18 protein-coding genes are annotated in these 18,518 nt (G+C 48.7%); 10 read left to right on the top strand and 8 right to left on the bottom strand.

Annotated elements, in window-relative coordinates:
- The first annotated feature begins 7 nt into the window (after window positions 1–7).
- Together OIU26_RS06230 and OIU26_RS06225 are read left to right on the top strand one after the other, a co-directional pair.
- On the top strand, window positions 8–670 hold the full coding sequence (locus OIU26_RS06230) for a class I SAM-dependent methyltransferase (RefSeq protein WP_264216285.1): 663 nt from the start codon (window positions 8–10) through the stop codon (window positions 668–670).
- 83 nt (window positions 671–753) lie between these two features.
- Window positions 754–1,455 carry an HAD family hydrolase gene (locus tag OIU26_RS06225; RefSeq protein WP_016819605.1) on the top strand — a complete coding sequence of 234 codons (702 nt, stop codon included), beginning with the start codon at window positions 754–756 and terminating at the stop codon, window positions 1,453–1,455.
- 101 nt (window positions 1,456–1,556) lie between these two features.
- On the opposite strand, the gene OIU26_RS06220 is transcribed toward OIU26_RS06225, so the two are convergent.
- The 6 genes from OIU26_RS06220 to OIU26_RS06195 are packed head-to-tail and all read right to left on the bottom strand — an operon-like array spanning window position 1,557 to window position 8,314.
- The gene (locus OIU26_RS06220; protein WP_013370325.1) at window positions 1,557–2,735 is read right to left on the bottom strand and encodes a YheC/YheD family protein; all 1,179 of its coding nucleotides are present in this window, start codon (window positions 2,733–2,735) and stop codon (window positions 1,557–1,559) included.
- Window positions 2,717–3,232, bottom strand: coding sequence for a GNAT family N-acetyltransferase (locus OIU26_RS06215; RefSeq protein WP_264216284.1), 516 nt, complete (start codon window positions 3,230–3,232; stop codon window positions 2,717–2,719). The genes OIU26_RS06220 and OIU26_RS06215 overlap by 19 nt, the downstream gene beginning before the upstream one ends.
- An 18-nt stretch (window positions 3,233–3,250) precedes the next feature.
- Window positions 3,251–4,357 (bottom strand): YheC/YheD family protein, encoded by a 1,107-nt coding sequence (locus OIU26_RS06210; protein WP_264216283.1) that lies wholly within the window; start codon window positions 4,355–4,357, stop codon window positions 3,251–3,253.
- Complete coding sequence (locus OIU26_RS06205; protein WP_264216282.1) at window positions 4,354–5,724, bottom strand: YheC/YheD family protein; 1,371 nt, start codon at window positions 5,722–5,724, stop codon at window positions 4,354–4,356. Before OIU26_RS06205 ends, OIU26_RS06210 begins: the two co-directional genes overlap by 4 nt.
- Before the next feature lie 12 nt (window positions 5,725–5,736).
- Complete coding sequence (locus tag OIU26_RS06200) at window positions 5,737–6,891, bottom strand: YheC/YheD family protein (RefSeq protein ID WP_064963841.1); 1,155 nt, start codon at window positions 6,889–6,891, stop codon at window positions 5,737–5,739.
- 43 nt (window positions 6,892–6,934) lie between these two features.
- Window positions 6,935–8,314: a YheC/YheD family protein gene (locus OIU26_RS06195; protein WP_040101721.1), complete on the bottom strand. Its 1,380-nt coding sequence runs from the start codon at window positions 8,312–8,314 to the stop codon at window positions 6,935–6,937.
- Window positions 8,315–8,476: 162 nt separating this feature from the next.
- Here OIU26_RS06195 and OIU26_RS06190 point away from each other — a divergent pair, with 162 nt between their 5' ends.
- The 3 genes from OIU26_RS06190 to OIU26_RS06180 all read left to right on the top strand — a co-directional run bounded on the left by OIU26_RS06190 (window position 8,477) and on the right by OIU26_RS06180 (window position 10,711).
- A complete protein-coding gene (locus OIU26_RS06190) occupies window positions 8,477–8,821 on the top strand; it encodes a YlbF family regulator (RefSeq protein ID WP_013370332.1) in 345 nt (114 codons plus the stop codon).
- A gap of 72 nt (window positions 8,822–8,893) precedes the next feature.
- On the top strand, window positions 8,894–9,178 hold the full coding sequence (locus tag OIU26_RS06185) for a hypothetical protein (RefSeq protein ID WP_025676037.1): 285 nt from the start codon (window positions 8,894–8,896) through the stop codon (window positions 9,176–9,178).
- Window positions 9,179–9,376: 198 nt separating this feature from the next.
- The gene (locus tag OIU26_RS06180; protein WP_058711216.1) at window positions 9,377–10,711 is read left to right on the top strand and encodes a DRTGG domain-containing protein; all 1,335 of its coding nucleotides are present in this window, start codon (window positions 9,377–9,379) and stop codon (window positions 10,709–10,711) included.
- A 42-nt stretch (window positions 10,712–10,753) separates the two neighbouring features.
- Here OIU26_RS06180 and OIU26_RS06175 read toward each other — a convergent pair whose 3' ends face one another.
- Together OIU26_RS06175 and OIU26_RS06170 are read right to left on the bottom strand one after the other, a co-directional pair.
- Window positions 10,754–11,251 (bottom strand): hypothetical protein, encoded by a 498-nt coding sequence (locus tag OIU26_RS06175; RefSeq protein WP_013370335.1) that lies wholly within the window; start codon window positions 11,249–11,251, stop codon window positions 10,754–10,756.
- 12 nt (window positions 11,252–11,263) lie between these two features.
- Entirely contained in the window at window positions 11,264–11,593 is a 330-nt protein-coding gene (locus OIU26_RS06170; RefSeq protein ID WP_013309582.1) for a YtrH family sporulation protein, read from the bottom strand.
- A 137-nt stretch (window positions 11,594–11,730) separates the two neighbouring features.
- Here OIU26_RS06170 and OIU26_RS06165 point away from each other — a divergent pair, with 137 nt between their 5' ends.
- From OIU26_RS06165 to OIU26_RS06145, 5 genes are all read left to right on the top strand, one after another.
- Window positions 11,731–15,396: a DNA polymerase III subunit alpha gene (locus OIU26_RS06165; RefSeq protein ID WP_264216280.1), complete on the top strand. Its 3,666-nt coding sequence runs from the start codon at window positions 11,731–11,733 to the stop codon at window positions 15,394–15,396.
- 167 nt (window positions 15,397–15,563) lie between these two features.
- A complete protein-coding gene (locus OIU26_RS06160) occupies window positions 15,564–16,061 on the top strand; it encodes a phosphatidylglycerophosphatase A family protein (protein WP_013370337.1) in 498 nt (165 codons plus the stop codon).
- Window positions 16,062–16,214: 153 nt separating this feature from the next.
- On the top strand, window positions 16,215–16,403 hold the full coding sequence (locus OIU26_RS06155) for a hypothetical protein (protein ID WP_007429680.1): 189 nt from the start codon (window positions 16,215–16,217) through the stop codon (window positions 16,401–16,403).
- Between the two features lie 180 nt (window positions 16,404–16,583).
- Window positions 16,584–17,477, top strand: coding sequence for an acetyl-CoA carboxylase, carboxyltransferase subunit beta (accD, locus tag OIU26_RS06150; RefSeq protein WP_013370338.1), 894 nt, complete (start codon window positions 16,584–16,586; stop codon window positions 17,475–17,477).
- The gene (locus tag OIU26_RS06145; protein ID WP_264216279.1) at window positions 17,478–18,461 is read left to right on the top strand and encodes an acetyl-CoA carboxylase carboxyltransferase subunit alpha; all 984 of its coding nucleotides are present in this window, start codon (window positions 17,478–17,480) and stop codon (window positions 18,459–18,461) included.
- Window positions 18,462–18,518 lie beyond the last annotated feature (57 nt).

Raw genomic sequence — 18,518 nt, 5'->3', positions numbered from 1 at the left:
TACATTCATGAATATGGCTGACCCGTATCTGTCTCGCTTTTTTGTATATTCTGATCCCAACTCGTCCAACATGATTTACAGACTCCCTCAAAGCTGGTGGAGTCGTCCTTATGAGTATGAGTGGTGTCTCCAATTTATGTCTGGGCAAGATACAGTATTGGACGCGGCATGTGGTATCCCTCATCCATTCAAATTTGAGCTGGCCCGCCGTTGCTCTCAGGTCTATGCCTGCGATCTGGATATACGAATCGTTTCTGTAGATGCTATCTTGGCCGAGGTGCGGCGGGATATTGGAGAGGAGGCCGCTGAGCGCATTCAGGAGATTTTACCGGTTCGGCTCCACTCCGCCCATGCCAATCTGACCGCCCTGCCCTATGAGGATGCCAGTTTTGACAAAATTGTATGTATTTCAGTGTTGGAGCATTTAACGCCCGATGAATCTTTGACAGCCTTGCGTGAATTTCATCGAACTTTACGAGATGACGGAATGCTTCTGTTGACGTTTGATTACCCTACAGTAGATCTTTCAGCGATGGAACAATGGATAGAAAAAGCGGGATTTTCGTATTGGAGTGGTGTGGATCTTAAGCTTCCACGGGGAGCTCTACACACAGATATGTGGGGCGGATTACATTGTTTTAGGACCGTTCTAAAAAAATATAAGAGTTAACGGTATGCGCAATGAGGTTTACATGGACCTCTCTTATTGCTTATCATGAGAGGGGTCGTAGTGTAAACTTACATAGGAAAGGAATGACTGATAACTACATGAACAATGCACCTGTGTTGAAGAAACCTGAGGCTATGGTATTTGATATGGATGGTACACTTTTTCAGACGGAGACGCTGCTGCTTCCTGCGTATCACAAGCTGTTTGATACGCTGCGCGCCGAAGGGCTTTATGAAGGAGAGACTCCTCCGGAGGAGCTTATTTTGAATAGTTTGGGTATGCTGCTGGATGAAATCTGGAGAAGAGTAATGCCAGAAGCCAGTGAAGCAGCTCACAGAAGAGCGGACGAGTTGTTGCTTCAGCTGGAGCTGGAGGGGTTGAAGAATGGAAGTCATGCTCTGTATCCACATGTAAAAGAAACACTCCAAGCACTTCATGAGCAAGGTGTCCGATTATTCGTAGCCAGTAACGGGCTGGAGGATTACGTAAAGGGGATTGCTGCTGCGTATGAAATGGTTCCTATTTTTGAAGGACTGTACAGCGCTGGGGAATACAGTACGCTTTCCAAAGTGAATTTGCTAGAAATTCTGTTGAGCAAGCACGATATTTCGAATGTATGGATGGTCGGAGATCGTTCCTCCGATGTGGAAGCTGGCAAAAAGAACGGACAGACCGTGATCGGCTGTGCTTACGCTGGATTTGGTGTGAATGATGAGTTGGAAGGGTCCGATGCGATTATTACGGACTTTACCCAGCTGCTTACACTTTATAAAAACGCCGAGTAACTGTGAAAGCACAGATAAGAGTTATAAATAGCTGTGGCGTACCATATAAATAATACATGCAAACGATGTTGGGCGATAACAAAACAAAGGAAGGCAGCCACTTAGGCGGAGCCTTCCTTTGCTTTACTCTCTGTCTTATCTTCTGTTTGTTCTTCTGTTTTTTGTTCCGTCTGCGGCTTCGGATTAATCTGAGTGTGGTAGACCCACAGGGCGTATTCCATGGGCTTGGTGATGGCACGACGATAGGTTTCTTTTTCGCCAATGCGTGAAAATACCTCGCGAGCCGGCTTCGGGTTGACCTCGAGCACGTAGATATGACCGTCCTTATTGATTGCCAAATCGAGCGCAAGTTCACATAATGCCCCATAGCTTTCTTCCAGATACGCAGCAATGTCCAGGCCGAGCTTTTCCCCTTGCTTGATGATTTTCTCTCTCTGGTCTTCATCACGAATCCATTGCGTCAGCAATTGCTTCATCGGCACTGCCTTGCCTCCGCCATGTAGGTTGGAAGTGACACTCCGATGTGCCCCGATGCGCCCGGCACATCCCGTTAGCTCCCATACTCCCTGGCTATTTTTCTGTACCAGCATACGGTAATCATGGACCCTGCCATTCGGCAACTGCACAGGAATGCCTTCCTGAACAATGTAGTTATCCATGTTCCAGCTGCTCAGACGCGGCTCCAGACGATCCAGACGTACCCGCTGTTGAGGAATAATATGGCGTTTGCGATTGCGTCCCTCAATCAGATACAGGCCGCTCTGCTTGTTAACAGGCTCAATGCGTAAAATGCCGCGGCCTCCCGTGCCGTTAATTGGCTTAAGGTATACTAGTGAATTCTGTTTGAGCATTCGCTTTACACTATGAAATCCATCGAACGGCTCTGTTGCAGGCAGATGGGGGCGAAAGGCAGCCTTTCTCGCAAGCTGCTGATGAATGGCCCATTTATTGCTCAGCGGTCGGTTTAAATAAACAAGGTCTGTATACTGCAATCGGAATTTCTTTAATTGACGATACCGCTCACTGCGCTGCACTCGGCAGCGGTCGAAAATCATATCCGGAAATTCTCGCCATTTTCGAGTCCATTTATCGCTGTGTGGATCATAGATTTGGGCAAGGAGCAGTCTGCGATCCTTATGGACATCCGCAGGAGTGAATACATACATATCCAGTCCCAGCCTTTTTCCTTCTGCAATCATGCGTTCATATATGTCACGTTCCTCCAGTTGCTTCTTACTGTTCAAATACAAAGTCATGATGCCTAGGACAGGTTTTGGCACAGCATTCCACCTTCCTCTGCCGTCTGCTCATCTTCGGATAACTTCCCACAAAATATTAGCGTGGGCTTCCCCGTCGGTCCAGTTGTCATTTCATGTGCAATAAGTCCAGCACGAAAACAGGTTTTGAGACTGGCCATATTGTCGGTGGCTACGCTGCACGTCAGACGGCGCAGCTGTTGGAGCTGGGCGGACAGCAGTCTAGCGCCCAGTCTGCGGCCCCGGTAAAGCGGACGAACAATCACGATGCAAGCATCCTCCCCATAATTCAGAGCGAGGGAAAATCCCGCAATCCGCAGCCCCTTCTCCGTGCGCACATATGCGCACAGGAGGGAGGAGCCAGGGGTGTTTAATTGCTCCGGCGTTAAAACAGCCAACTGCCGCAGAGCATTGCGAGTAATGCGCATGCCGCCCGAGCTACGAGCCAGAAACAGCAACTGTCGTCGTCTCAGTACCCAACTCCGGCCAGGCAAATGTTGAACATCGCTAATTTGCGGCATGATTCCACTTCCTTGAGATTATTTCATTCGTTCGGCCAAAAAGGAGCTGTACTGAAATATACGTCTAAGTGATTTTTGGCGGATGTCCGGCTCGTCGAATTTCATCGGTTTGGCATTGGCTTCAAAAAACCAGAGGGTCCCGAGTGTGTCTACGCCCAGATCCATGGACATTTCACCATGAGAAAGACCGGATGCGCGTTCAATTTGACGTGCAATCTGAATGGCCGTACTTTTAACCTTATTCAGCAAATCTGTGCTATCCTCAGGTCCAAAGAGTGAGGACAGCAGCATAAACGGGTCCTCCACACTTCCCCCGCGCGGAACATGTGTTGTAATACTTCCCTTACCCGCTAGTCTGGCACCTACTCCGGTAATGCTCCATGCGCCACGGGCATTTTTTTGCACTAGAATGCGCAAATCGAAGGGCTTTTTCTGATAGGTTGCCAGATCGATACCCTGCTGAATGATATAAGGGGAGTTGCCTGCTTCTCGGCGAATACGTCCCCATAACCGAGACAAGGATACAGATCGGTAGGTTATGCTTTTTTTGTCATGTTGAATGATCAACCTGTATGCCATCAGATGCTCTGGGTTGAATCTGAGAATCATAATTCCCTTTCCGGCTTTACCGTTTTCCGGTTTGAGATACAGGTATGGATATGCAGACAGCATTTTTCCTAAGGATGACAGGTTGCTTAACCTTTTGGTAATCGGAACAAGTTGACGAGTGGATTCCGAGGTGCGGAGCCATTTGAACAGTTCCCATTTGTTAAAAAAGCCTGGATTGTACAGCTCAACGCCTGAGGCATGTGCAATTTCATCCAGCTTTGTGCGCACAGATGTTTTAAGTTCATAATTACGGTTGGGGATACGATTATAAATGACCTGTGGAGATGGGAAATTTTGTTCCTCCCATATCTGTGAGTTTTTGTTGTAGATGTAGCCCTTCACTGTTTCATCCGCCAGTTTCAAGTCCCTGACAGTAACAATGTATACCTGATAACCCATGCGCGTTCCCGTTTCAAGAATATCCCTGAAGTTTCGCTGATTTCCCTTGAAAAATTGTTCATCGTCGTGCACTGTCAATACAGCAACAACTGGTTTTTTCTCCGCCCGGGTATTCATAGTTCCTCTTTTCTGCGGAATTTACTGAGGTAAAGACAGTGGTCCAAAATATGCTCCACGGATGCTTTACCCTCCGCACGCAACGATGGATGCTGAAAAATGGATCGACCTGGCTTAGAATTGGCTTCAAACATCCATACCTTTTCATCCTGATCAATGCCCAGGTCGAATCCGATTTCACCCAGTAGATGCTGGTGGTGATATTCAATGGCTTCTGCTAGTGTAACTGCTACATTCTTGGCACGTTGCAGCACTTCACCCGCCCGGTCTCCGAATACACGACCGAGCGCTTGCTCGGGTGTCATCAGGGAACCGCCGTTTTTGATATGGGTCGTGACACTGCCACGTCCGGCTTTTTTGGCTCCAATGCCAACGACGACCCATTGGTTATTACCGTCTTTGTGCATATGAAACCGAAAATCAATCGGGCAATTATCAATCTCGATCAGCTGAATGCCCTGCTGAATGACGTAGCCTTTTAGCGTCTGCCCCTTATTGGAGTGAAGCATCCTCAGCATGGAATTAAAAGAGGCGAACCGCAGCAATACATTGCTATTTTTTTTCCGGTACCTTACATAGTATCCTTGCTTGGGGACATAGGACAGACGATAGATTCCTTTGCCGAGACTGCCGCTACTTGGCTTGTAATAAGCAAATTGATGCCGCTCCAGCATACCTCGAATACGTTCAGAGCTAGGATTCATATAGGATTCAGGGACATAACGGTTAACCTCTGGATTATTTTCTAGCAAATGATAGATATCGGATTTATTGAAAAAGCTCCAGTTAAAGAAAGGAATTCGTTTGCGGGAAAAGCGTTCGCGTAGTTGATTGATCGCTGGGGAAAAATCAGAGCGACGGCTCGGCAAACGATTATAAATTACGTCCGGTAGAGGTACGAGTTTACGGGTAAACTCCCCGCTGGATGACAGAAAATAGCCGTTAATCGTATCATTTTGCCAGTTGATATCCCGTGGGGTGAAGGCAAAAATATAAGACTTTTTGCTGCCTTCCTTCAACAGTTGCTTAATAAAGCCTGTGCGTGATCCGAAAGGGCGGGTGGTGGAGTTAGTAGCATCAGACAATACTCCAATCAACGGTCCAAGCTGAACATCTCCGTCCAGATTCCGCAAATAGATAGACCCGCTTTTGGGAACACGGATTGCATTGCGTAAGCCGGAGGTCAAGTATAGATGATGTCCCGCCTTCTGAATGGGTTTTACTGTTGCGGGAATCTGATCCTTGCCAAGTCGCAAACGAATGGACTTGGCTCCAGATAACTTAAGGCTTTTCAACAAGGCAGTGGATATATACGCCACCTTGTCGGGCTGCTGTGAGAAATGCACATTGCAATGCGTTAAACTCATCTGTTTATCCTCCTATACCGTATGTTCAAGGGAGGCGCCCGCGCCCTTTGGCCCTGTCGCTTTGGAATGGGTCATTAAATATCGAGCATATTCGAGCGGGCGGTTGACCGACCGAAAAGCGCACTCTGGCTGACGAGTCTGAAAAAAGGAGGCCCGACCAGGACGGGAATTAACCTCCAACAGCCAGATATTCCCACTCCGGTCAATACCATAATCAATTCCCAACTCGCCAAGGCGACCATAGCGTTCCTCCAACGCCCCGGCAATGGTCAAGGACAGCTCCATCATCTGCCCGATGATGAGACGTGTGCTGTCCACGCCAAATTGTTCACGAAGGTAAGGCTCTGCCGGATGGGCTTCGCCCCCACCGTGCAGATTGGAAGTCAGAGTTCCTTTTCTGCCTTCTCTCACGGCAAAGCCCGTCAGGCGCCAACAGCCGTTGCCGTCCTTTTGCATGAGCGCGCGAACATCAAAGGGATGATTGCTTTGGCTTGTTAATTTCAAATAAGGCTGCACGATATAGGCGCGTTTGTGTGCAATACCGTCGATCCATGACAATCCTGCATCCAATTCAGAAAACAAGCGACGGAACGGGCGGTTTTGGGAGTTCCTGCCTTGTACGTACAGTCCCTGACCTCCTTCCGCCAGCCGGAGATACAGCGTGCCCTTGCCATGTGTTCCGGACTGTGGTTTCATAAATAGCTCCGAATGGCGTTGCAGCCACTCCACAAGCTGGGTTGTATCCCGGTATGGGGCCGTAGGCGGTACAAAGGGCCGCACTTTATCTACCGTATGCAGAGCGCGATATACCTGCCATTTGCCAGGCAAGTTACGCGACCAGTAGATGAGCTTGCGCGATTTTTGCTCCGCTATGTCTCCCAGTGTGCGCTTGACATTCTGGCTCTCATGGACATGGAGACAGCGGTTATAAACAATATCCGGCAAGGGAAAGCGGCCGAATGTCCATACTCCAGCACGATAAACATAACCCCGTATGGAATGATCCTCAGGTGAAACTCCTTCGGCGGTAAACGCCATTACGCTAATACCAGAGCGCCTGCCCAACAAACTTAGCCTGCGGCAGAAATCGGCTTCGGTAATAGGGGGAGTAGCGTCCTGCTTTCGGCTAACAAGCACGCCCAGCATGCCTGGCATAACAAGAGACACCGACAACAGCTCCTTTGGCAGCCGGACTCTGGAAGAGATAGATTCATTTGAATCCGGCTGAATAACAGCAGTATTCAATCATTTTTTTTACGGACGGGCGGGTTTTCTGATCGTTCAACGGTGTATTGTCATTTTTTGATGGTTTGGAATTGACCTCCAGCAACCAGATACGTCCCGTGCTGTCAATCGCCAAATCAATACCAAATTCCGCGAAATGGGCGGGAATTGCCTTTTCTACTCCGCTTGCGATATCCAGTGCTGCTGTTTTGAGAGAGGTAAGACCATTCGATTTAACAGTTGCGGGCAGCGTGGTTTTGGCCAGTGCTTCCTTGACTGTACTGAGCGTACCGCCTCTTGCCAGATTGGATACAAAGTGGCTGCCTCCTGCGATCCGAGCGACAATGGATGTTACGGTCCAGGTTCCAGACGCATTTTTTTGTACAAGCGCGCGAAAATCGACCGGACGCTTATCGTGATCAATCAAGGTAAGACCCTGTTGCAGCTGAAAACGTGTTGATTTCATTTTTCCCGCTAAGCTTTTGTACAGTTTATCGACGTTAGCGTACGCTTGCTTTCGGGGTGTGCCCGCTGTCGTGGATAGCACCGAAAAGGTACCATCGGTTTGCTTGTTAATGCGCATAATGCCTTTACCAAGGCTTCCGCGCACGGGTTTGAGAAAAACAGAGGGATACTGGTTGCACATTTTTTTGAAAACGGCAAAGGTTTGCAGCAAGTGGGACTCGGGTAAATACTTGCGCAGGGAAGAATTCGATTTGAGTGCATCAAACACTTCGTTCTTATCCAAAAACTTTTCATTAAAAAAGGCCGTGCCGTACTGCGATTTTACTTCTTTCATGAAATGCTGTACGCTAGTTCTGTTCTCGAGTTTACGGGAGGTAAGCCGGTTATTGACGACATCGCCGGCAGGCATGACCGTCTTTTTCCAGCCTCCGTCATACACCCATCCCTGAACTCGCCCGGGCTGACTTCCGATATGCTCCGGGGTGAAGAAATACACATATGCTCCTTGTCTGCGGCATTCCCCGACTAGTTCACGGCAGAACAGGGTGATCGACCCGAAAGGCTTGTCGGGCTGTTCGGGATAGTCCCGACTAACCAGCACGCTAATAAGTGGGCCCACTCGAAGTGTCCGGCGGCCTCGGCTGTAGGTTACTCGCAGATTACAACTGTCATGACTGGCATGAAGCCCCATTTTTCGGGCCAGCACGCTTCCCACGCGTAGACCGCTGTATCGGGGTACCGATATGACGGTAACCTCTTGGCGGAACGAACCGAAGGCGAGCTGAACGGGGTGGCCTGCGGATATTTTCCATTTGCGAAGCAGGGACTCGCCGACCATGAGTACGTCATCCTGCAAGATGCCCGATCCGATGATTTGAATCGTTGTTTTTTTGATGGACATCGTGGATCTCCTTCCGGGCAGCAACTTGATGTCTTGAAAGTAACGGGAAACGTGAATGGGCTGTAATAGCACTGATTCATCATATGAGGACATATATACCTTGGTGATTGACGGACAATGTGAAATGTTGACACAAAACTTGTAATGGAGGAATGAACAATCATGAATATCTATGACAAAGCCCATGATTTAGCGAAAGCATTGAAGGAAAGCAAAGAGGTAGAGGAAATTACGTCAGCGATGAAGCTGATTGAGACTGATCCGGAAGCCAAGAAAATGCTCGACGATTTCCGTGAACGCCAAATGGAAGTGCAACAGCGGATGATGAGCGGCGATATGCCAGCACAGGAAGAGATGGAAAAGATGGAAAAAATGTTCGAGGTACTCAGCTTGAACCTTAACATCCGTCGTCTGTTCGACGCTGAACGTCGCCTGGCAGTGATTATTGAGGACGTAAATAAGATTATTGCAGACAGTCTTCAACATTTGTACGGTTCGTCTCTGTAAGTTTGTCTCATATTCCTTCCTGTCCTCTCATAGACTAGATACATAGAGTCACAGGGAGAGGAAGGGATACGATTGGGTTCTTTTAAAAAATGGAAACACGGTATGTACACACTGATCGCATTGGCTATGGTATTGGTCGCGTTACCACGCATCTCGCTGGCAGGTGGTTTGAACTGGGTCAACGGCTTTGGGATGGTATGGGTACTTTTTGCGTTGCTTGTCATCGGAGCGAACCTGCATTTTTTGCTGGGTGTAGATGAGGAAAAACGCAAAACGCTGGAGCGTGTGCGACGGGCCAAAATGCAGCAGTGGCAGATGAAATGGGATAATAAAGCTGACAAAGGCAAGATGCTGTAAGTTTTTCTGCCAGTTTGTTCTAAGCTTGCTCCTAAATTACAAATCAATTCTAGTACGAAGCGGTCTCTTGTAACAAGGGACCGCTTTTTTGTTATTTTCAAAGGAAAGATATCCTAATAATAAGGGTCTAAAACAAAGGGGTTTTGTGGTATAATAGATACAGAATGATACAGATTGAACGTTGGGGGTGTAACAGAGTTGGACGGGCTAGATGAAACAGTTACGAAGCATGAGCAGCTATTGCGTCATATCGAGCAGTTGAAAATAGGCTCCAAAATTTCTGTACGCAGGTTGGCTAAAGAAATGAGCGTTAGCGAAGGCACGGCTTATCGGGCCGTGAAAGAAGCAGAGAATTTGGGAATTGTCATTACCAAGGAACGGATTGGAACAGTACGAGTGGAGAAGCGTCCACGCGGCTTGTCTGAGCAGCTGACCTTTGCGGATGTCGTGAATATTGTAGAGGGACATGTGCTGGGCGGAAGCGAGGGGCTAGAGAAGCCGTTGCACAAGTATGTGATCGGGGCGATGCGTGAGGAAGCGATGGCTCGTTATATTGACGCAGGCAGTTTGCTGATCGTAGGTAACCGGGAGGATGCACATTCGCTTGCATTAGAGCAAGGGGCAGGTGTGCTGATTACAGGGGGGTTCGGTACGAGTCGGGAGGTTAAGCAGCTTGCAGACCAGATTAGTCTGCCGATTATTTCCTCGCGCCATGATACATTTACGGTGGCATCTATGATTAATAGAGCAATATTTGACCGCCTGATCAAAAAGAAAATTATGTTGATTGAAGACATTGCGGCAAGCAAACCGAAGACGCTGACCTTGAAAATCAACAGCACGCTTACCGAATTTGAACAGCTATCAGCGACCACGGGATATCATCATTTTGCCATAGTGGATGAATGGAATCGTTTAATTGGTATCGTCAGCCGTAAAGATGTGGAAGGACTTCAACCTGAGCATACGATGGATAAATGTATGATCCGTAACCCAATTACGGTCACCTACCAGACCTCGCTGGCTTCTGCTGCTCAAATGATGGCATGGGAAGGTGTAGATTACTTGCCGGTCGTGGATCGCAACCGTAAGCTGCTTGGGTCCGTTACACGGCGTGAGGTGCTGGAAGCACTGCGTAACGCCCAAAAGCAGCCACAACTGGGCGAGACGTTCGACCAGCTGATTTGGAACGGTTTTGCTGAGGAGCGTAATGAGGACGGATCCTTATTTTTTCGCGGTTTTATCATTCCACAGATGGCCACCAATTTAGGGACGATCTCGGAAGGCGTACTGGTCAACGTGATGACACAAGCGGGCTACCGAGCAGCTAGAGATATGAGCGGCAAGGATTATGTGCTGGATAATTTGACGACTTATTTTATTCGACCGGTACAGATTGAGGATGCTGTCGTTCTTCGTCCGTTGCTGCTTGAGATGAGTCGCCGCACATGTAAGCTAGAAATTGCGATTTCTCGGGAAAATCATTTGGTGTGCAAAGCAGTAATGACGCTCCAATCTATTGAACATGGTTGATCTACCTCTGGATTGGAGCAAAAGGTGGGGTGAATAGATCGATTAGTGGCTTTGAGGCAGTCTTTCTTTGGCCTCCAGCCAAATTTGCAGCACACCTTCCATTACAAGCATCGTTTTGACCTGGATTGTATACTCCTTGTCACGAACGGTGTATTTTTTTTGGTGCAGCAACATACGTACCAGCTTGCTATCAGAGTCAATCTCAAACATATCTCTGCCGCGCAGCACCTCCAGATCACGACTGACGCGGCGAAGAAGCTCTTTCAGATTAATAGAGTCAATTTTTTCAGCCGAAGCTTCCTCTGCGATCAGCTTGATTTCTTTGATGACGGTTTGGCGCTTGCTGTATTTACGTAATGTTTTGTTGTCCTCTTCGGCTTGCTGGAGCTGGAATTGAAGGTCCTGGTTGTTCACCCACAGCTGATTGAAGCTCGCATGCCAGATGGCATTATAGATCATTCCTCCCGTAATCATACCGAGTACAAAAACGGAGGATAATTGCATAAAAGGGCGCAGGCGCTCAAAGGGGGGGACTCTCATAGTCGTTTCACCTCACGGCCGTCCGTTGCCGCATACCCACTTGACCAGCTCTGCACCCATATGAGCGCCTAGAAAGGCGAAAATCAAATACAATATCTGCTTAATGGCAGGTGACAAATTACCATCCAACATATTGCTCTCAATGACCCGGATCGGGTCCATCGTTCCCCCCACAGCGGCGGCAAGCGCCCATATTTTAATCCTTCCTGCAACCTCCAGCATCGTCTGGGTAGGTGGCTGAAGCGATACTACAGCTCCCATTCCGCCGAGCATGGCTCCTCCGAGCACGATGCCGAAGGCAATGAAGAAGTCGAGAATCGCTTTGGATATAAAAGTGCTCATGCCCTTTTCCTCCTTGGGTATATGAATCAGGACCGCGCTTGTCCGCCCGGGTCTGTACTTTTATTCTATGGGCGCTACTAACGCGGATATGATAAAATAGTTTGAAGAAAATCAAGCGGTGAAGGGAAGAGAAGCGCATGAGTTCATTTGTGCATTTGCATGTTCACAGCGAGTACAGCCTGCTGGACGGCGCGGCTCGTACCGCGGAATTGGTCAAACAGGCATCAGCTTACGGAATGAAGGCGCTGGCTCTTACAGATCATGGGGTCATGTACGGTGCCATTCCTTTTTATAGAGCATGTGTAGAGAACGGCATTAAGCCGATTATCGGGTGTGAGGCTTATATGACGGCAGGATCGCGCAAGGAGCGTGGCAGCCGGAAGGATCAGCCTATATATCATTTAATTTTGCTCGCCAAAAATAAAACAGGCTATCAAAATTTGATGAAGCTGTGCTCCATTGGCCATTTGGAGGGTTTTCACTATAAGCCGCGCATCGACATGGACGCTTTGGCTGCCCATCATGAAGGCATCATATGCCTGAGCGCATGCTTGGGCGGTGAAGTGCCGCAGCATTTGCTGCATGGACGGGAAGCCGAGGCACGACGTGCAGCGGAACGATACCGCAACATTTTTGGCGATGATTTTTATCTGGAGCTTCAGGATCATGGTCTGTCGGAGCAAAAACGCGTAAATCCTCAATTGATCGCATTGGCGAAGGAGCTGGATATTCCGCTAGTGGCGACGAATGATGTACATTACTTAACCGAACCGGATGCTGACGTCCAAGACGTTTTGATCTGTATCGGGACAGGGAAGACCGTTGACGATGAGGAGCGCTTGCGAATACCAACACGCCAGTTGTATCTGAAAAATCAAGAGGAAATGGCTCGTTTATTTCCACATGTAGCAGAAGCCATCGCCAATACGGTGCGTATTGCTGAGAAATGCGAGCTGGAACTGGAATTCGGTCAATCAATTTTGCCTGAATATCGCCCTCTGCCGGAAGGCATGACATCTTCGTCCTATTTGCGCAGTCTGTGCGTGCAAGGGCTGGAACGTCGCTATGGAAGCGATCCTGCATGGGAGCAGCCGGAGGAGCGGGAAAGACTGGACCAGCGGCTGAGCTACGAATTGAATACGATTGACAGCATGGGCTTCAGCGATTACTTCCTGATTGTATGGGATTTTATTGCTTTTGCTCATAAGCATAAGATTGCAACAGGACCGGGGCGGGGGTCCTCAGCAGGGAGTTTGGTTGCCTATGTGCTTAATATCACGAATGTCGATCCGATGAAATACAATCTACTGTTTGAACGGTTCCTCAACCCTGAACGGATCAGTATGCCGGATATAGATATTGATTTTAGCGATGAACGCCGCGATGAGGTTATTGACTATGTAGTACAGAAGTACGGAAATGAGCATGTAGCGCAAATTATTACCTTTGGTACGTTAGCAGCTAGAGCCGCAGTCCGGGATGTGGGCCGAGCATTGAATGTACCGTATGGCGAGGTAGACAAAGCGGCCAAGTTGATTCCAGCACAGCTCGGCATTAATATCCGGCATGCGTTGGAGATCACCCCCGAGTTGAAGGCACTGTATGACACGAAGCCCAAGACCCGTGAATTGCTGGATATGGCGATCAAAGTAGAAGGAATGCCACGTCATGCTTCGACACATGCGGCGGGTGTTGTCATTTCGCGGACTCCATTGACTGATGCGGTTCCGCTGCAAGAGGGGAGTGAAGGGGTTCCTCTGACGCAATACTCGATGGAAAATCTGGAGCGCATTGGGTTGCTGAAAATGGATTTCCTCGGACTGCGTACACTCTCCATTATAGAACGGTGTATGCGCTGGGTTGCGGAACAGCATGGAGAAACACCTGATTTTGACCATATTCCCGATAATGACCCGCATACCTATGAATTGCTTGGCAAAGGGGATACAGGAGGTGTGTTCCAGCTGGAGTCGGCTGGTATACGCCGGGTGCTCAAGGATTTGAAGCCAAATGTTTTCGAGGATATCATTTCTGTCGTGGCTTTGTATCGTCCGGGTCCGATGGGCTTTATTCCTAACTTTATACAGGCGAAGCACGGACAGATTGAGATTTCTTATCCGCATCCTGATCTTGAACCGATCCTAAAGGACACCTACGGTATTATTGTGTACCAGGAACAAATCATGCAGATTGCTTCGCGTATGGCGGGCTTTTCCCTGGGAGAAGCCGATTTGCTGCGCCGCGCGGTGTCCAAGAAAAAGCGTGAGGTGTTGGATCGGGAACGAGGCCATTTCGTTGATGGCAGTATCAAGCAAGGCTACACGGAGGAGGAAGCTGGAAGGGTTTACGATATGATCGTCCGTTTTGCCGACTACGGTTTTCCGCGTGCCCATGCAGCTGCTTATGGTGTGCTAGCATTCCAGACGGCCTATCTTAAGGCACATTATCCAGTGCAATTCATGGCTTCCATGCTGACGGCCGTAATGGGAAGTCATCGAAAAGTGGCTGAATATGTCGTCGAATGTCGTCGTATGGATATCGCAGTGTTGCCGCCTGATGTGAATGAGAGTGGGGTGCTGTTTACCCCATTACAGCACGGTGATATCCGCTTTGGACTGGCTGCAATTAAAAATGTCGGCACACAAGCAATGGAAAGCATTCTTGCTGTTCGTAAGGAACGTCCTTTCGACAGTCTGCTCGATTTTTGTCGACGTGTTGATTTGAGGGTGTGTAATAAGAGAGTGATTGAATCGCTCATTCAGGCAGGAGCATTTGATTCATTGACAGGCCATCGGGCACAGTTGCTTGCCATGCTTGATGAAACGGTGGATGCAGCTGCCAAATGGCGCAAGGAACGTGACGATTTGCAAATTGATATGTTTGGGTTTGTGGAAATGCCTAATTGGGATATCGAATATCCCAATGTACCCCCATTTAGTACCAGCCAGCAATTAGAGCTGGAACGTGAACTGCTGGGACTGTATTTGTCTGGACATCCGCTAGATGATTTTGAGTCGCTGCTGGAAAGCAGCCAAGCGGATCGTCTGATGGAGCTGAGCGATGTGCCAGATGAAACGGTTATTGTGACCGCAGGAATGGTGGTGTCACTCAAGACGATTACGACCAAGCAGGGAAAGGCCATGGCCTTCATTGAGCTGGAGGATCAGATTGAGCGCTGTGAGGTTGTGCTGTTTCCTGAAGTTTGGAAGCGAAGCCAGCAGTGGATTGAAAAAGGTGCCTTGCTTGCACTTCGCGCCAAGATGCAGCAGCAGGACGAACACTTCAAGCTCCTAGCGGATGAGGCAGTTCCGTTGGCGGAAGATACGCTGTCACGGCTTCTTCAGCGCCGGCGTACCGGAGCACGTTCGTCCGCAGCAGCTGGAACATCCGTGCCAGCTGCTGGCAATACAGGCGGGAGAGCGCCACGTGTGTCGACCTCGCTTTCGGCGGCAGCCCCATCAGCGTCGCCCCAGCAGAAAGAGGCTCGTCCCGTGGCGGCTTATTCACAACGCAGAGGCGAAGCCGCTCACAGTGAGCAGGTGCCTTCCCCGCGCGGCTCGGAATCGCCCGCCCGTCAGCGGGTGTTTGTCAAAATCACCCGCCAAGCCGAGGAGGACGCTAGCTTGCTAGTCAGCCTAAAGGCATTGCTACAGGAGCATCCCGGTGCTGTATCTACCGTACTTTTTTACGAGAGCAACCAGCGTCTGCTGGCGTTGAGTGATGCTTACAGCATTAAGCCTTCTCCTCAGCTTTTTGATCGAATGGAATCGATGCTGGGTGAAGGCACCGTGAAAGTCAAATGACAGGCACGCAGTAACTCGTCTTTATTGTAACGGTTTAATGAACATTTTCCTTCCCTTTCGCATACACTTGGAAAACTGGCGGAACAGGAGGTTCAACACGTATCCTGCACCATAAAGTCCCGCACGGTGGAAGAATAGAACTGCATGGTGAAAGCGGGAGGGAAATTATGTCCTATGAATATGCAGAAACCTTGTTAAATCGCAGAGGCATTCAGATCGAATCCATTGCGGACATTGTTTTTCAGCTTCAGCTAAAATATTATCCTCATTTGACTATGGAAGAATGTGTAGAAAGTGTCAAAGCGGTTTTGCAAAAGCGAGAGGTACAATATACACTGCTGACAGGCATTGCGCTTGATGAGCTGGCCGAAAAAAAACTTCTTCCCCAGCCACTTCAAGCCATTATGGAGGCAGACGAACCGCTGTATGGAGTGGACGAGACAATGGCTCTTGGCATTACGAGCGTGTACGGCATGATCGGCTTGACTAGTTTTGGCTATCTGGATAAAGAAAAGATTGGAATTATCGAAAAGCTGAACCAAAAAGGCAGTGGTATTCATGTGTTTTTAGATGATCTTGTCGCCGGATTGGCTGCCGCCGCTTCTTCGCGTATTGCCCATCGGAGCCTTCATGCCAAGCATTATCCTGCATCATTGGATGTTTAATTGGCCTGAATAAACAGAATTAATGATTTTCTAGGCCCTCCGACGGAACTTGAACGATCAGGAGGGCTTTTGTTGCGGGAAAAAAGTAAGGTATGTTATCATGAGTCTATTATATGGGCTCAAAACTTGAGGCTTAGGGGGTAGAAACAAGGCATGTGGACGGTGATATATATTGCACCGACGGCCAGACTGGCTGACATGATTAAGCTCAAACTGTCTGAAGAAGGTTTTATGGTGCAGACCCGGGCCATCAGTGCATCCAAGCAACAGTTTGAGATACTTGTGCCTTCGGGTGAAGTCGAAGAAATACAGGAAGTGCTGAATTCGATTTTGCGCCCTTGAGTCCGGAACGGCGGAAGTGATACAGCAGCATGAATGGAACAAAGGATGCACGATCGGCGGTAATGTTGTATTAACTGGCGTTGACGTGTGTATGAACATAATGCTTAGAGGTGCCGCATCGACGGCAGAGGACCTTGTATCGGTTACGGCTGACAAATAAACGGCTGGAGAGGTGTAGTTGTGTTTAAAGATTTATTCCAAAAGAAGCGTAAATACGCGACCATCCCTTCGGAACGGGCGCTGAGCGGCGATCAAGCGGACATGCCGGATCGTCCCAAACGGGAAATTCCCGAAGGTCTTATGACCAAATGTGGCAAGTGCGGAAGTATTCAATACAGCAAAGAGTTGGAGAAAAATTTGAAAGTGTGTCCGGTGTGCGGATACCATATGCGTTTGAATGCGATGGATCGCATTCGCATGGTGCTCGACGAAGACACGTTTACGGAATATGATGCCGATATGATTTCGGTTGATCCGCTGGACTTTCCGGGATATGCAAGTAAGTTGGAGCAACAGACCCTGAAAGCTGGCCTGCGCGAGGCTGTCGTTACGGGCGACGGCCTTATTCATGGGCTTCCTGTTGTCGTAGCGGTGATGAGCTTTGACTTTTTTACAGGCAGTATGGGCTCAGTCGTAGGAGAGAAAATTACGCGCGCCATTGAACAGGCGATAGACAAGCGCTTGCCGCTTATCATCTTCTCCACATCCGGTGGGGCACGTATGCAGGAAAGTATTCTGAGTCTGATGCAGATGGCCAAAACAAGCGCTGCTCTCGCTCGTCTGGACGAGCAGGGATTGCTTTATATTTCTGTGATCACTGATCCGACTACAGGTGGAGTCTCCGCCAGCTTTGCTATGCTTGGAGATATTATTATTGCAGAGCCAGGTGCTGTATTCGGTTTTGCAGGTCGTATTGTAATTGAGCAAACGATCAGACAGAAGCTGCCGGATGATTTCCAAACTTCCGAGTTTAATTTGCAGCACGGACAATTGGATATGGTTGTACATCGCAAGGAACTGCGTGATACCCTTGGGCAATTGCTTGATCTGCACAGTGTGAAAGGGGAGGAATAAATGGCTGGCGAATTGCCTTATGAAAAGCCCCTGGTCGAGATGCGACAGAAGATCGAAGAACTTAAGCAATTCGGACAGGATAAGCAAATTGATTTTACAGATGAAATTAACCGCCTGGAAGAACGTTATCTCCAGATGGAAGAAGAAATATATTCTAACATTACAGCATCGCAAAAAATGCATCTGGCCCGCCATCATCAAAGGCCAACGTCCCTTGATTTGATCGAGCAGGTGTTTACGGACTTTATTGAATTGCATGGCGACCGCTTGTTCGGAGATGATCTGGCGGTTGTGGGCGGGATTGCCAAGCTAAATGGTATTCCGGTGACCGTCATTGGCCAGCAACGTGGTAAGGATACGAAAGATAACATTGCACGCTTTTTTGGTAGTGCCCATCCGGAAGGATTCCGTAAAGGCTTGCGGCTGATGCAGCAGGCTGACAAATTTAAGCGTCCTATTATTACATTTATTGATACGAAGGGCGCTTATCCGGGTAATACAGCAGAGGAGAGAGGTCAATCGGAAGCGATTGCCCGCAATTTGCGGGAGATGGCAAAGCTTTCGGTGCCTGTTATTTGTGTGATCATCGGCGAGGGTGGAAGCGGCGGTGCGCTTGCGTTTGCAGTGGGTAACCGTGTGCTGATGCTGGAACATGCTATTTATTCGGCCATTTCTCCAAACGGCGCAGCCTCGATTCTATGGAAAGATGCTTCTAAGGCAGATCAGGCAGCTGAAGCGATGAAGATCACCGCTAATGACCTCCTGCGCATGGAGATTATCGAGGATATTGTGCCAGAGCCGAAAGGGGGCGCACATCGTAACTATGAAGTGACTGCTGCCGCAATCAAGGAGTTATTAGAACGTCATTTGGCAGACCTTACGAATATGAGCTGCGATGAATTGAGAGAAGACAGGTATCAAAAATTCCGGAAAATAGGCCAATATACTTTCTTAAAACCTTCGGAATCTGAACCTATGTTGTAATACGCTGGAAACGGGTAACAATAAATATGACGAACTTCCTATACAAATAGGAAAAAG

It is taken from the genome of Paenibacillus sp. BT-177, from assembly GCF_025846815.2.
Taxonomy (GTDB): Bacteria; Bacillota; Bacilli; order Paenibacillales; family Paenibacillaceae; genus Paenibacillus; species Paenibacillus polymyxa_C.
The sequence above is the reverse complement of the archived record's forward strand: the minus strand, read 5'-3'. Positions and strand labels throughout refer to the sequence as shown.

What these genes read in the sequence shown, in the direction of transcription:
- OIU26_RS06230 (WP_264216285.1), top strand. Translation starts at nt 8, where the DNA reads ATGAATATGGCTGACCCGTATCTGTCTCGCTTTTTTGTATATTCTGAT.
- OIU26_RS06225 (WP_016819605.1), top strand. Translation starts at nt 754, where the DNA reads ATGACTGATAACTACATGAACAATGCACCTGTGTTGAAGAAACCTGAG.
- OIU26_RS06215 (WP_264216284.1), bottom strand. Translation starts at nt 3,232, where the DNA reads ATGCCGCAAATTAGCGATGTTCAACATTTGCCTGGCCGGAGTTGGGTA.
- OIU26_RS06210 (WP_264216283.1), bottom strand. Translation starts at nt 4,357, where the DNA reads ATGAATACCCGGGCGGAGAAAAAACCAGTTGTTGCTGTATTGACAGTG.
- OIU26_RS06205 (WP_264216282.1), bottom strand. Translation starts at nt 5,724, where the DNA reads ATGAGTTTAACGCATTGCAATGTGCATTTCTCACAGCAGCCCGACAAG.
- OIU26_RS06195 (WP_040101721.1), bottom strand. Translation starts at nt 8,314, where the DNA reads ATGTCCATCAAAAAAACAACGATTCAAATCATCGGATCGGGCATCTTG.
- OIU26_RS06190 (WP_013370332.1), top strand. Translation starts at nt 8,477, where the DNA reads ATGAATATCTATGACAAAGCCCATGATTTAGCGAAAGCATTGAAGGAA.
- OIU26_RS06175 (WP_013370335.1), bottom strand. Translation starts at nt 11,251, where the DNA reads ATGAGAGTCCCCCCCTTTGAGCGCCTGCGCCCTTTTATGCAATTATCC.
- OIU26_RS06170 (WP_013309582.1), bottom strand. Translation starts at nt 11,593, where the DNA reads ATGAGCACTTTTATATCCAAAGCGATTCTCGACTTCTTCATTGCCTTC.
- OIU26_RS06165 (WP_264216280.1), top strand. Translation starts at nt 11,731, where the DNA reads ATGAGTTCATTTGTGCATTTGCATGTTCACAGCGAGTACAGCCTGCTG.
- OIU26_RS06160 (WP_013370337.1), top strand. Translation starts at nt 15,564, where the DNA reads ATGTCCTATGAATATGCAGAAACCTTGTTAAATCGCAGAGGCATTCAG.
- OIU26_RS06155 (WP_007429680.1), top strand. Translation starts at nt 16,215, where the DNA reads ATGTGGACGGTGATATATATTGCACCGACGGCCAGACTGGCTGACATG.
- OIU26_RS06145 (WP_264216279.1), top strand. Translation starts at nt 17,478, where the DNA reads ATGGCTGGCGAATTGCCTTATGAAAAGCCCCTGGTCGAGATGCGACAG.